The organism is uncultured Sulfuricurvum sp. (genome assembly GCF_937936435.1).
GTDB lineage: Bacteria > Campylobacterota > Campylobacteria > Campylobacterales > Sulfurimonadaceae > Sulfuricurvum.
Genome location: NZ_CALDDG010000128.1, coordinates 17,563 through 31,408 on the forward strand (window position 1 = coordinate 17,563; position 13,846 = coordinate 31,408).

14 protein-coding genes and 1 tRNA gene are annotated in these 13,846 nt (G+C 45.7%); 12 read left to right on the forward strand and 3 right to left on the reverse strand.

What is annotated here, in order from left to right:
* The first annotated feature begins 15 nt into the window (after positions 1 to 15).
* From Q0389_RS12045 to Q0389_RS12085, 9 genes are all read left to right on the forward strand, one after another.
* Positions 16 to 390: a helix-turn-helix domain-containing protein gene (locus tag Q0389_RS12045; protein WP_298694469.1), complete on the forward strand. Its 375-nt coding sequence runs from the start codon at positions 16 to 18 to the stop codon at positions 388 to 390.
* Positions 387 to 971: a mobile mystery protein B gene (locus tag Q0389_RS12050; RefSeq protein ID WP_298694471.1), complete on the forward strand. Its 585-nt coding sequence runs from the start codon at positions 387 to 389 to the stop codon at positions 969 to 971. Before Q0389_RS12045 ends, Q0389_RS12050 begins: the two co-directional genes overlap by 4 nt.
* A gap of 409 nt (positions 972 to 1,380) precedes the next feature.
* Positions 1,381 to 2,088, forward strand: a complete 708-nt coding sequence (locus tag Q0389_RS12055; protein ID WP_298694472.1) for a DUF2231 domain-containing protein — start codon at positions 1,381 to 1,383, stop codon at positions 2,086 to 2,088.
* On the forward strand, positions 2,085 to 3,764 hold the full coding sequence (locus tag Q0389_RS12060; RefSeq protein ID WP_298694474.1) for a 2-oxoacid:acceptor oxidoreductase subunit alpha: 1,680 nt from the start codon (positions 2,085 to 2,087) through the stop codon (positions 3,762 to 3,764). The genes Q0389_RS12055 and Q0389_RS12060 overlap by 4 nt, the downstream gene beginning before the upstream one ends.
* Entirely contained in the window at positions 3,761 to 4,621 is an 861-nt protein-coding gene (locus Q0389_RS12065) for a thiamine pyrophosphate-dependent enzyme (RefSeq protein WP_298694476.1), read from the forward strand. The genes Q0389_RS12060 and Q0389_RS12065 overlap by 4 nt, the downstream gene beginning before the upstream one ends.
* Positions 4,622 to 4,632: 11 nt before the next feature.
* On the forward strand, positions 4,633 to 4,797 hold the full coding sequence (gene rd / locus Q0389_RS12070) for a rubredoxin (RefSeq protein ID WP_298694477.1): 165 nt from the start codon (positions 4,633 to 4,635) through the stop codon (positions 4,795 to 4,797).
* Between the two features lie 143 nt (positions 4,798 to 4,940).
* Positions 4,941 to 5,174 carry a hypothetical protein gene (locus Q0389_RS12075; protein WP_298694479.1) on the forward strand — a complete coding sequence of 78 codons (234 nt, stop codon included), beginning with the start codon at positions 4,941 to 4,943 and terminating at the stop codon, positions 5,172 to 5,174.
* 183 nt (positions 5,175 to 5,357) lie between these two features.
* Positions 5,358 to 5,948 (forward strand): ParA family protein, encoded by a 591-nt coding sequence (locus Q0389_RS12080; RefSeq protein WP_298694481.1) that lies wholly within the window; start codon positions 5,358 to 5,360, stop codon positions 5,946 to 5,948.
* Positions 5,949 to 5,964: 16 nt separating this feature from the next.
* Entirely contained in the window at positions 5,965 to 6,219 is a 255-nt protein-coding gene (locus Q0389_RS12085; RefSeq protein WP_298694482.1) for a hypothetical protein, read from the forward strand.
* A 9-nt stretch (positions 6,220 to 6,228) separates the two neighbouring features.
* On the opposite strand, the gene Q0389_RS12090 is transcribed toward Q0389_RS12085, so the two are convergent.
* From Q0389_RS12090 to Q0389_RS12100, 3 genes are all read right to left on the reverse strand, one after another.
* A tRNA-Arg gene (locus Q0389_RS12090) sits at positions 6,229 to 6,305 on the reverse strand.
* Positions 6,306 to 6,340: 35 nt separating this feature from the next.
* A complete protein-coding gene (locus Q0389_RS12095; RefSeq protein ID WP_298694484.1) occupies positions 6,341 to 6,910 on the reverse strand; it encodes an alkylphosphonate utilization protein in 570 nt (189 codons plus the stop codon).
* Positions 6,911 to 6,939: 29 nt separating this feature from the next.
* Positions 6,940 to 7,740, reverse strand: coding sequence for an MBL fold metallo-hydrolase (locus tag Q0389_RS12100; RefSeq protein WP_298694486.1), 801 nt, complete (start codon positions 7,738 to 7,740; stop codon positions 6,940 to 6,942).
* A 133-nt stretch (positions 7,741 to 7,873) separates the two neighbouring features.
* On the opposite strand from Q0389_RS12100, the gene Q0389_RS12105 reads away from it, so the two are divergent.
* From Q0389_RS12105 to Q0389_RS12115, 3 genes are all read left to right on the forward strand, one after another.
* Positions 7,874 to 11,251: a DUF2126 domain-containing protein gene (locus Q0389_RS12105; RefSeq protein ID WP_298694488.1), complete on the forward strand. Its 3,378-nt coding sequence runs from the start codon at positions 7,874 to 7,876 to the stop codon at positions 11,249 to 11,251.
* A gap of 13 nt (positions 11,252 to 11,264) precedes the next feature.
* The gene (locus tag Q0389_RS12110) at positions 11,265 to 13,730 is read left to right on the forward strand and encodes a circularly permuted type 2 ATP-grasp protein (protein WP_298694490.1); all 2,466 of its coding nucleotides are present in this window, start codon (positions 11,265 to 11,267) and stop codon (positions 13,728 to 13,730) included.
* 2 nt (positions 13,731 to 13,732) lie between these two features.
* Positions 13,733 to 13,846, forward strand: a 114-nt coding sequence (locus Q0389_RS12115; RefSeq protein ID WP_298694492.1) for a transglutaminase N-terminal domain-containing protein, incomplete at its 3' end; no start/stop codon positions are given.

Genomic DNA, 13,846 nt, shown 5'->3' on the forward strand with positions numbered 1-13,846 from the left:
TAAAAAGTAGATGCCATGTTTAAATCATTGATCCTATCCGAACTCAAAAAACAAAAAGAGGCACTATCTATTCCTTATGAGGCTATCGCTTCACGCTCAGGATTGGGGATCGCTACTGTTAAGCGTGTGTTTTCTGGGCACGATATATCGCTCGATACTCTCGATAAAATCGCGGTGGCTTTAGGATGTGAGATTGCAATCAAGCCGAAGCAATCAGCAAAAGTACTCTATCAGGCGCAAATCGAAAAAAAAGCGTATGAGATCGTGAGTCGAGTGATACAGACTTCCGCTCTGGAAAATCAATTGCCGCGAAGCGAAGCACAAACGAAAATGCTCTCCCAAGCTAAAGCGATGATCTCTAAAATGCCAAAATCACAAGTTTGGGCATGATTACATTTGATAAAGAGGGCGAAACTCCCCTTGATGATATATCAGGACTGAAACTCAAAAAGATTACTACTCGTGCCGAACTGGATGATGCCGAAGCGCAAAATATTCTCAAAGCGTATGTTAAATACACTCTTAACCCGTCGGCTCTCAAAAAAGTAACGTTTGATTTGAGCTTTTTTCGTAAACTTCATAAAGAGATGTTTGGTGATGTTTGGAGTTGGGCGGGAGAATTTCGTACTACTCAAACCTCTATCGGTGTTACAGCTAATATGATTCATCAACATTTATATCAGCTCCAAGACGATCTCAAATATTGGGAGAGCGAATGGGACTATCGTGATACGGCGGTACGTCTTCATCATACATTGGTAAAAATTCATCCCTTTCCAAACGGAAACGGTCGATGGGCGAGGTTTGCTACTGATCTTTGGCTTTTAAAGATGGGGTATCAAGCTCTTTCATGGGGTGGGAACATTACCGAAATGAGTGATGCGCGATCCGCGTATATTACTTCATTAAAAGAAGCGGATCAAGGCAATTATGAACCGCTTAAAAGCTTTATGTTTGGCACTGAACATTAAGTGCGGAAAAACTATAATTCGATCACTATAGATTTTTAGTTATATCGAGAAAATTGAAAAAAATCGATATACTATGTTCATCTAGGATTGAAACTAATGTACTTAATAATGTACTTATTTAATTAGTATGTCTTATTAAGCACTTAAAATGTGGTATGTTTGATAGAGGACGCCTCCACCACCATCTTCTTTAAACTATTAAATAATTAAAAAAAAGTAAAGCTGTTTTTTAATATGTAATTTCTACAATCCTTTATATACTGAATTTTCCGATCACATGAATGATGTTTAGACCATTTTGTTTACCATTATCGAGTAAAGTGTGAGTGGAAGAGAGAAGTTTCATCGAATAGTAACCGTGTGCGTACAAATACTCTTTGGGGTATTCATGATATAGAAGCAGGACGCTATGCAAACATTCACCGAAGAAGAACTCCAAAAATACAACGGGCAAAACGGCATGCCCGCATATGTTGCTTTTAAAGGAAACGTATACGATCTCAGTGAGTCTCCGCTGTGGAAAAATGGGGTTCACTTCAAAAAACATTTTGCAGGAAACGATCTCACCGCGATGATTGCAAATGCACCTCACAGCGAAGAAGTATTCGCCAATTTTTCTCCGATTGCCTTGTATATTTCTTCTCCTTCCGCAGATACGAACAAAATAGCTGATCCGAAAGAAAAATACCGAGTGTGGTATGCAAAATATCACCCCCATCCGCTAACAGTACATTTTCCGATAGCGCTCCATTATTTCAGCGGATTTGCAGATGTCTTATTTTTGGCGAATCCTTCGGTTGGCTATGAAACGGCTGTTTTTTTATCGTTTTTTGCGGCAACGGTAATGGGATTTTTTACATTGATTGCCGGAGTCTTCAGCTGGTGGGTCAATTATGATTGTATAACGTCGAAGCCTTTTATGATCAAGCTCACTGGTGCCTTGTTTACGCTAGTGATAGGGCTTGTCCCACTCATTCAGAAATTCCTTGCTCCGGATGTCCCTTTTAGTCACGGATTGGATGGAATCATTTATCATAGCGTTATTTTTATGACTGTCATGTCGGTGTCGATTGTGGGCTATTACGGCGGAAAAATCACGTGGGGGGCGAAGTCATGAGAGATTCGGTTTCGATATTGATCGGGGGAAAAGCGGGGCAGGGGATTGCGAGTATCGAGACCCTGCTTACCAAAGGGTTCAAGAGAGCGGGATTTTATACCTTTTCGACCAAAGAGTTTATGTCCAGAATCCGAGGCGGAAGCAATACGACGCTGATACGTATCTCAAAGCGTCCTATCAATGCCCCTGTGTTCAGTGTAGATATTTTTGTCCCGTTGGATACGGATGCCTATTATCATGCGCAAGAGCGGCTAACCAAAGAAACGTTTTTGATTGCTAAAAAAGGGGAATTTGAGAGCGATTGCACACTCTATGATCATGATTTGGCAGCTTTGGCAAAAAGTATCGGCAGTCCGATCGTATCCAATACGATAGCTGCTGCGCTGATTTTCGGACTGCTCGGGTGCGATGTCAATATTTTGAGAGAGATTGTGGCGGAGTTGTATAGTAATGAGCTGCTTGACGTGAATCTCAAAGCGTTAGAAATCGGTGCCAAACTGGGAGAGGATAACGGAAACTGCCTCTACTGTATCGAACCGAACTCCTCAACACAGCAAACAAACGACCTCTTTTTAAGCGGTACGGAAGGGGTCGGATTCGGAGCCATTGCAGGAGGATGCAATTTCATTAGCAGCTATCCGATGAGCCCTTCGACCGGGGTATTGACCTTTTTGGCGAAGCAGAGTAGAACGTTCGGTATCTGTGTCGAACAGGCAGAAGATGAGATCGCGGCATTTCAAATGGGATTGGGTGTTTGGTACAGCGGCGGACGGGCAATCACGACGACAAGCGGCGGCGGATTTGCCCTGATGGGAGAGGGACTCAGTCTCAGCGGAATAACCGAAACCCCTATGGTCGTCTATTTGGCTCAGCGCCCCGGACCCGCAACCGGACTTCCGACACGAACGGAACAAGGCGATTTAGAACTCTCTATTTACAGCGGACATGGGGAGTTTCCTCGGATCATACTGGCTCCCGGTGATCCGAAAGAGTGTTTTGATCTTGCACGTATGGCATTCGATCTCGCCGACCATTATCAAATTCCGGTGATACTCTTGAGCGATCAGTATTTGGCGGATAGTTATTTTCATGTTGAGCAGTTCGAAATCAATTCGAAGCAGTCTGTGCATCACATCATCAAAACCGAGGCGGACTATAAACGCTATCATTTAAACGAGAGTGGGATTAGCCCGCGCGGTATTCCGGGATACGGTGAGGGGTTGGTACTGGTTGATTCGGATGAACATACCGAGGAAGGGTTGATTACCGAGAGTATGAATGTCCGCAACGAGCAAAACGGCAAACGGCTTGGAAAGACGGCATTGATCACTAATGAAGCGATTGTCCCCGAAGCTGACGGTGCGGGAGAAATTATCGTCCTCGGATGGGGGAGTACGAAACACATTATCAAAGAGGCCGTTGAGAGAGTTGGCGATGAGAGAGTATCGGTAATCCATTTCTCTTGGGTTTATCCGCTGAGCGAATTGCAGCTATTACCGCTTCAAAAAGCCAAACGTCTTGTCGTTGTCGAAAACAACGCCACGGGACAGTTTGCAAAACTTTTACGATTGCACGGTATTAGAGTGGATGATCAGATTCTAAAATCCGACGGCTTGAGTTTTTTTGTCGATGAACTTTCCGAAAAACTAGTATCCGCATTAAAGGAGATACGATGAGTACACGCTTTGATCGAATTGTAGAAGACAATGCATGGTGTCCGGGGTGCGGGAATTTTTCGATACTGGCTCATCTAAAAGAGGCGCTGGATGAGATGGGGCTTGACCCGCTTAAAACGGTAGTGGTTTCGGGGATAGGGCAGGCGGCAAAGACACCGCAATACATGTCGGTACATATGTTCAACGGACTGCACGGCAGAGCGCTCCCCGTTGCGCAAGGGGTGAAAGTAGCCAATCCCTCTTTGAGCGTCATCGCCGAGGGGGGAGATGGGGATATGTACGGGGAGGGAGGAAACCACTTTATGACTGCCATCCGCCGAAACGCCGCTATAATCAATATCGTCCATAACAATATGGTCTACGGTCTCACCAAAGGGCAGGCTTCTCCGACATCCCAGCGGGGGTTTAAAACTTCCGTGCAGACCGAGGGGGTACATGTAGAGCCGTTTAATCCGACAGCCACGGCGATATCGCTCGATGCATCGCTTGTGATCCGTACGTTTTCGGGGAATAAAGAACATTGCAAAAAAATGCTCAAAATCGCGATGGAGCACAAAGGGTATGTGCTGATCGATATTTTCCAGCCGTGTGTGACGTTCAATAAAACCAATACCTTTAAGTGGTTCAAAGATAACGTGTATGAGCTGCCGGAGAACTATGACCCGACAGATAAAGTAAAAGCGTTTGAAAAAGCGTTGGAGTCTCATCCGTTTCCGATTGGCGTACTTTACAAAAGTCCTCCCAAAATGACGTTGGAAGATAGTTTAAGGGATGAGAGTCAGCTGAATGAGAACCCGTTGTATACTCATAAGGTTGATTTTCATGCGCTTCGTGCTGAAATGAATAAATATATTTAAAGGAAAAAGAGATGCAAAAATATGAGTGTGATGTTTGTGGATATATCTATGACCCGGCGATCGGTGATCTTGAGAATGGTATTGAGCCTGGTATTCCTTTTGAGGAGTTGCCGGAAGATTGGGTATGCCCTGAATGCGGTGTCGGGAAAGAGAAATTTAGCGAGTTGTCAGAATGAATTCGTAAAAAAACGTTTAAAAAACAAATACAAACTTAAATAGGTATATATAAATATAATTTATATAGTTAAATATTGTATCAGTGTTGTTGTTATAGTATGGTAACCTTATTACGCGACAATATGTCGGCAAGGGGGATACGATGATATACAGTGCAGTAGAAGGGTTTCATGAAACTTTTTCAGATTGGCTGATCAACAGAACTACCGAACAGGCAGTAATGACATATCGTGCCAAGATGACAATGTTTGAAATGGCGAAGTGTCTCGAAATGAGTATTTTAAAAAGTCTGCCGCTTGAAGATGTCCTCATAAAAATGGCTGAATTCAAGCAAACCAGTGCCCACCGTTTGTACAAACGGGAATTTTCTCTTTAATATCTCCTCCTTTCGTTCTGTATGCACGGAACGAAATCCCTTTTCTTCCCAACTCCAGCATGAAAATCGACGAAAGACATAAAAGAATCATTTGTATAGTTATATACTGTAAAAAACTTGACTTAACTTATTTATATTATGTAAAATACTGTAAATAACAGTTTAATATAAATAGGAAAATATGTGAACGTAACGATAGTCAATTTTAAAGGGGGCGTCGGAAAATCGATGATCGCCCATCAGCTTATTACCGGATTCGGATTTGAAGGGTGTGAGATCGATCCTTACGGATCATTGTCGGACAGGCTTCCCGAAAATGTGTCACGCATCGATGTCCGCGAAAAACACCTGAATCCTCCTCGCCAAGAGACCATATTTGATTTTGGAGGATTTGACGATATCAAACTCGATCAGGCAGTCGCCTATTCGGATTTGATCGTTATCCCTTTTATCCCGACGCTGGAAACGATACAGGGGACTATGGATACCCTCGTACGCGTGGCTGCTATGAACAAACCGATTTTAATGGTTCCGAATATGAGCCAAAAAGAGAACGATATCAACGATGCAAAATTCGTATTCGAAGAGACGCTCGGGTTTGAGGTGGAGATGTTTCCGATCCCGATGAGTGTCGCTTTGCAGACGGCAATCAATGAGAACAAATCGATTATCGAATTGTCGAAACAAGGCGGTATCAAGGCATATGCGTATAAAAAAGGGGCAAATCTCATGCATCGGCTTTATGAGAAAATACGTGAATATGAAAATCACTGAAGGAAGGCGGGTTTAGATGGAAAATACTCCCAAAGAGAACAAGTTTGCCAAGCGAGTGAGCCAGCGTGAACTTTCAACCCATGTTGCGATCCAAACGGCAAAACATCCAGGCGGACGTCCGAAAAAAAAAGAGGATGTCAAACAGAGCGAAAAAGTTTTCTTGACGTTAACCAAAGGTGAGAAAGAAAAAATCGATCAATATGTCGAGAAAACAGGCGAATCGATAGCCGGTGCCATACGTCGAGCATTAAAAGAGATGGGGATGATTTAAAAGAAACGGTGGTACGCCCGAAGGGATTCGAACCCCTGACCCTTGGTACCGGAAACCAATGCTCTATCCAGCTGAGCTACGGACGCGTAAAAACGAAAGTGCAATAATAATGGAAAAAGGCTTAAGCCTTTTTCATAAACGCGGCAACGAGAACGATAGTCGAGCCGTTGATTTTTCCTTCGATGTATTTCGGATCGTCGGTAAGGCGGATATTTTTGACGATAGTTCCCCGTTTTGCGGTGAATCCTGCCCCTTTGACTTCGAGATCTTTAATCAGTGTGACGGTATCCCCCTCAGAGAGGATGGTTCCGTTGCTATCGCGTTGCACGACGGTTCCGGTATTCTCTCCGGCTGAAGTATTTAGCATTCCGGATTCAGCCCATGCTTTTACATCGTCTTCAAGATACATCATATCGAGTTGATCCTGATCCCCGAGTGCAGTGAGAAGACGATACGCCATTACCTGTACGGCAGGTATTTGGCTCCACATGCTATCGCCGAGGCAACGCCAGTGATCAGTATCGAGATTTTGTGGATTAGCGATTTGGCTTACGCAGGTTTCGCAGATATAAATCGATTGATCTGCACTTCCGTCACTTGGAGCAACTGCAAAAACGCTCAATCTCTCCGTTGCTCCACACAGTTCACAACTATTATTGCTTCGTTCTTGTAATGTTTGTTCAATACTCATGCTAACACCTTACTTAATTAATAAGGGTATTATAGCGTACTGGCCGGTGGGGCATAAGCGATCCGGTCGTGATCGCCGAGAACTTTTCCGCCGTTTCGCAAAAGTTTCATATCGTTTAGCTCTGCAATAATTTCGGTTGAAAATAGAGTTTTTAGATGCATAGCACAGACGGTAAAATCTTTGCGGGAACACTTGAGAAGTTCATCGGATAAGAGTGCAGGTGTCAAATGTTTGCTGTCGTATGCCAGTTGTTTGAAACGTGACGGAAATGAAACTTCCGTTACCAAAGTGTGAATATTAGGATTAGCGTCGAGGAGTTCCCATACCCGATCACAGATATAGGTATCTGCGGTAAATAGGATGGCATTTGCATTTTTTTCAATCTTATAGCCGCAACTTCCGTCTGTATGGTTAGTTTTGAAAGGGGTAAGAATGACGTCATCTACAGGATAAGCAATCTCGGGTTGGAGCTCTATTAGTTCGATTGTTTTTTCCGTATGCCCGATTAGGGTAATCTCTTCGAAATTCGGCCATACGCGATGATTGAAAATGAATTGGCGCAGGTCGTCCAGGGTCGCTTTGAGCCCATAGACTTTCAGGGAGACGTTTTTCTGGGTAACGAAAAGATCGGCGAGAAAAGGGATATCGATAATATGGTCAAGATGCGAGTGGGTCAAAAAAATATGTTCGATAGTAAAGACGTTGTCTCCAAATGTATTGATAAGGTTGCCCGCATCAATGACGCAGTGGTCGCTTACCTGAAGGCAGGTGGTCCCCTGCGTCGGAGTCCGTGTACCGCTCGTTCCCAAAAAGTCGATGTAATCAGCCATATCCGTCGTCTACCAATCTTTGTGTTTCCCTATTATAATCTATTTTGTGTATTTTATGCACAGAAGCCGTTCGCATTTTTACTGGAAAGTGTGTTATCCTTACTCCATATTTACAGATGCGCAAAGGAATCCAATGTCGCTCAAAGTAGTCCTCTCCCATAAAACTCATTATTCTTTTGACAAACCTATCAACTTATCTCCGCATGTTATCCGTCTACGCCCGGCGCCGCACAGTCGTACTCCGATTGAAGCGTATTCGCTTAATATCAAACCGCAGGACCACTTTATCAACTGGCAGCAAGATCCGTTCGGAAATTATCTGGCACGGATCGTTTTTCCGGAAAAGACTACGGAGTTGGAGATTGATGTTGAAGTATTGGCGGAGCTTGTCAGCATCAATCCGTTTGACTTTTTCGTCGAAGAATACGCAACCAACTTTCCGTTTAAATACAAAAAAGAGTTGAAAAAAGAGCTTTCTCCGTACTTGGAGATTACGGAAGAGGGGAAAAAGCTTAAAAAATTTCTCAAAACACTGGATTTGACACCGCGTAATATCAATGATTTTCTCGTTGAACTCAATATGGCGATCCACAAATATCTGAATTACACAATCCGGATGGAACCGGGAGTCCAGACCTGCGAAGTGACGTTGGGCAAAAAACTGGGGTCGTGCCGGGATTTCGCATGGTTGTTTGTTCAGGTTTTACGTCATCTCGGTCTCGCGGCACGGTTTGTGTCGGGATATTTGGTGCAACTTTCGGCCGATGTCGCATCTCTGGATGGACCGAGCGGTCCGGCGGAAGATTTTACCGATTTGCATGCCTGGACGGAAGTGTATATCCCGGGTGCGGGGTGGATAGGACTGGATGCGACGAGCGGATTGTTCGCGGCAGAGGGGCATATTCCTCTGGCGTGTACTCCAAATCCTGAAAGCGCAGCACCGGTAGAAGGGTTTATGGACAAATGCGAAGTCGAATTTACCTATTCGAATACCGTCACGCGGGTATTTGAATCGCCTCGTGTGACGAAGCCGTACCGGATAGAGCAGTGGGAAGCGATTGATGCGTTGGGGCATCAGGTCGATAAGGAACTGTTTGAAAACGATGTCCGTCTCACGATGGGAGGAGAACCGACATTTGTTTCTATCGATGACATGGAATCGCCCGAATGGAATACGGAGGCCGACGGTCCGCATAAACGGGAACTGGCTAATGTCCTCTCCCGACGATTGCTCGCGACGTTCGGCAAAGGGGGCTTGCTCCATCATGCGCAGGGCAAATGGTATCCGGGAGAGCCGTTGCCTCGCTGGATGTCGACGATTATTTGGCGAAAAGACGGCCAACCGATCTGGAAAAATCCCGATTTGCTTGCGAGCTTGGATCAAAGCTTTGAGTATACCTCTGAAGATGCCCGTGCATTTTTAGCTCGACTATGCTTGAATCTAGGAATCAGTGACCAAAATATTCATGATGCCTATAATGATCCGCTGGTTGCATTGCTGCAAGAGTCGCTGCTTCCCGTCGATGTCGATCCGCTGAAAGCGGATTTAAAAGATTCGTTGGAACGCCGTGCTTTGGCCGATAGCCTCTCCAGCGGTATCGATAAACCGGCAGGATACGTATTGCCGTTGAACTGGGGATTGACTCGATGGATAACCTGCCGTTGGCAATTTCGCCGTGCCCAGCTGTTTCTCGCACCCGGAACCTCTCCGGTAGGGTTGCGGCTGCCGCTGGATTCGTTGACCCATAAACCGCATGTGGAACTCGAACAAAGTTTCGAGCCCGATCTCTTCGGGGCTTTTCCTTCGTTGGGAGAATACCATAATGCGGTCAAAGCGCGCGCGTCAAAGGTACAAAAAAAGACGAAACATACAGCGGATTACGAGGTTTTTGTCCGGACAGCACTGAGTATCGAGATTCGCGAAAATAAACTGTTCATCTTTCTGCCGCCGATTACTAACACCGAAGCGTTTTTGGATCTGATCGCTTCAATCGAAGAGACGGCGGAAGCGCTGAACATGGCGGTCATGATCGAGGGGTATGAACCACCGCACGACTTGCGTATCGAAAAAATGCGGGTTACTCCGGATCCGGGGGTCATTGAGGTCAATATTCATCCGACTTCAAGCTGGAAAGAACTCACAAATGTGATCAATACTCTGTATGAGGAAGCGCATCAGTCTCGTCTGGGGACGCTCAAATTCATGCAAGACGGTAAGCAAAGCGGAACGGGAGGCGGAAATCATGTCACCATCGGGGGAATTACTCCGGGTGACAGCCCGTTGTTACGCAATCCCGAATTATTGCGTTCATTGATTACCTTCTGGCAGCATCATCCGAGTCTGTCGTATCTTTTTTCGGGGCAGTTTATCGGTCCGACCTCTCAGGCACCGCGTGTGGACGAGGGACGTTTGGAAAATCTGTATGAGCTTGAAATCGCATTTAACCAAATTCCCGAGGGGGGGCATATCCCGTTTTGGCTTACCGATCGGCTGTTTCGGCATATGCTGACCGATTTGACCGGAAATACCCATCGCAGCGAATTTTGTATTGATAAACTCTATTCTCCCGATTCATCGACGGGAAGACTTGGAATTTTGGAACTTCGGGGATTTGAGATGCCGCCGCATGCCCAGATGTCGTTAATGCAGATGCTTCTGATCCGCACATTGGTATCGCTCTTTTGGAAAAAACCGTATAAGCACAAATTGGTACGGTGGGGGACACAGCTGCACGACAAGTTTTTGATCGAGCATTATGTTCGCGAAGATATTCGCGATATCGTCGAATTTTTGCGTTCTGAAGGGTATGCGTTTGAAAACGACTGGTTTGATCCGTTTTTTGAATTTCGTTTCCCATTGTACGGCATGAGTACGATCGAGGGGATTCATTGCGAATTGCGCGGAGGTATCGAACCGTGGAACGTATTGGGTGAGGAATCAAGTTCGCAAGGTACGGCCCGCTACGTAGATTCTTCAGTCGAGAGAGTGCAAGTAAAGGTACGTGATTTTGTCAGTGAACGGTATGTATTGACATGCAACGGCGTACGTGTACCTCTCGTCTCTACGGGTGTAGAAGGTGAATTTGTCGCCGGGGTTCGTTATCGTGCATGGCAGCCGTGGTCGGCTCTGCATCCGACGATCGGAGTGGATACGCCGCTGGTATTCGACGTAGTTGATACTTGGAACCGGCGTTCGATGGGAGGCTTTACCTACTTTATCGCTCATCCGGGCGGTCGTGCTTACGATACCTTCCCGGTCAATACGCTCGAAGCGCAGTCCCGCCGAATCAGCCGTTATTGGGGATTCGGACATACGCAGGGGGATATGAAAGAGCTGCATGAACCTATGCTCCTTGAACAGGAAGCCGCAGGTGAAGAGGCGACGTCACGCAAAGTCCTGACCCATCCGAAACAAAAAACATTTATATACCAAGAACTGCCGGGGTCATTGGAGTACCCGCATACTCTTGATTTACGCCGTAAATGGAGCCCAAACGAGATGAAAGGGTGAATGATTGAATCCAATGTTTGAACACTACCGTCTCAGTGCATCGTATGATGAGATGTTTGACGATAATAAAAATATTCGCCCTCATTGGGAGCAGTTGCAAAAAAATCTTGAACACCTAGGCCTCGATCAACTACGTTCCAAGCAAAAAGAGGTGGATTGGCGGCTGGAAGATAACGGCGTTACCTATAACGTCTACAATGATCCGGGCGGGTTGAACCGTCCATGGACATTGGATCCTATCCCTCTGATAATCGAAGAAGAGCAGTGGAAAGTCGTCGAAGAAGGACTGAAGCAACGCTGTAAACTGTTGAACCTGTTGCTACAAGACATTTATGGGGCACAAGAGACGATTCAAAAAGGGATTATCCCGATGGAAGTGATCTATGCGCATGGCGGCTTCATGCGTGAAATGCACGGTCTGAAAACGCCATTGGTGATTTATGCCGCCGACATGGCACGGGGACCGGATGGAAAAATCTGGGTTGTGAACGACCGTACTCAAGCCCCTTCCGGTCTGGGATATGCGATTGAAAACCGACTTACGATGAACGGTGCGATGCCGGATCTTTTTGATGGAATTTCGGTCAGACGACTCTATGATTTTTTCGAGACTTTTAAAATGATTTTTCAGGAGGGAGAACGCAACAGAGAACCGCTAAACGTTCTTCTCTCCCCCGGACCGCACAACGAAACCTATTTTGAGCATGCCTATCTAAGCTCATTTCTAGGGCTTACATTGGTTCAAGGGCAGGATCTGTTGGCTAAAAACGGGGCCCTTTGGCTTAAAAGTCTCAAAGGTCTGCGTCGTGTCGACACGGTATTGCGTCGTGTGGACGAGAGCTATTGCGATCCGCTTGAATTGCGTCAGGATTCACAGCTAGGAGTGGCGGGACTGGTTCAGGCTATCCGATCGGGCGGAGTTCAAATGGTGAATCCTCTGGGAAGCGGTGTATTGGAAAATCTGGGGCTTAACCCTTTTATGCCTCATTTGGCACGCTATTTCTTGGATGAAGATCTGATCTTGCCGCAGATTGCGACGTGGTGGTGCGGTCAGGCGAAAGAGAAAGAGTATGTTTTAGATAATCTTGATCGATTGATTATCAAAACGATTGACCGTATCGGTGAGAAACATACTTATATCGGTAAAAAATTGAGCAAAAAAGAGCTAAAATCGCTTCAGCAGGAGATACGGGAACAACCCCACCGTTATGTCGGACAAGAAGAGGTTGAATTCGCTACCTGTCCGACATTAATCCAAGATACGATCGAACCGCGCCGTGCCGTCATCCGTGCCTATACCATTGCAGACGACGAAACATACACGGTGATGCCCGGAGCACTGGTGCGCGTCGGTATGAGCAACGACTCTTTGATCGTATCCAACCAATTCGGGGGAAGCAGTAAAGACCTCTGGGTGTTGGGCGAATCGAAAAATGTTCCGTTGAATCCGCTTTTTAAAGCAAAAACCGGTGTCGAGAACTCTTTTGAGAATATTCCGAGTTTGCGTGCCGAGAACCTTTTTTGGCTGGGACGGTATCTGATGCGTTCGGTTATCACGGCACGTATGATTCGAACAACCCTGAAATATATGACGAATGCATCGCGTTACGATCAGGAATCCAACCGCCAAACGCAGGAGATGTTGACTAAAGCGTTGACCCATGTCACGATGACCTATCCGGGATTTTTAGAAGATAAAGCGTCTGTCTCCCCTTTCGAAGAGATCAGCTCGGTGAGCTTTAACGTCGTACGCGTGGGGAGCCTCGCGCAGATTATTATGATGCTTTCCAATACGAATGCCTATGCAAAAAGCCTTCTTCCTCTGGAAGCATCGCGTATATTCGAACGGATGAGCCGCGAGTGGAACCAGTTTTGTTCGGAGGAGAAACCTTCACCGCGATTGATGATTTATAATCTCGATAAAGTGTTAATGCAGTTGATGGCCTATAAAGAGTTAATTCAGGAGAGTTTGTTTGCGGACCAGGGATCGGTATTGTATGAAATCGGTGCGCATATTGAGCGTTCACAGCTCTTGATCTCAAAAGCACGTGCTCTTTTGATTCCTGTCCATGATTTGATCAGTGAATACGAGGTTTTGGAAACGTTATTAACGACGTGTGAAAGTCTGAACGCTTACCGTGCCCGATATCATGCGTCATTTGAAATGGGGAATGTCATTGAGTTTTTATTGTTGGATATCAATTTTCCAAAATCGCTTATCAGTGAGATCAACAGTTTGATGCATCTTCTGCCGCAGTTGCCGAAGTTTAAAAATGCTACCTATTTGAGCCGCTATGAAGAACCTGTATTCGAAGCTTTCTCGATGTTGCGTTTAAGTAAACTCGAGACGCTTTGTACCCTTCCGGGGGACGAGTACGTTCGAAGTGAACTTGATACGCTTTTATCGGAAATATCGAAACGGTTGCTTTTGGCTTCCGGCGAACTTTCGAAAACTTATTTTGCCCATTACGACGAGTAACCATGACATACACTATCTACCATAGCACCCGCTTCGTTTATCAGCAAGAGGTCGGACTCAGTCATAATCTTATGCGTCTTCAGCCGCGCAACGCTGTGATTCAGGAAGTGCAGAGC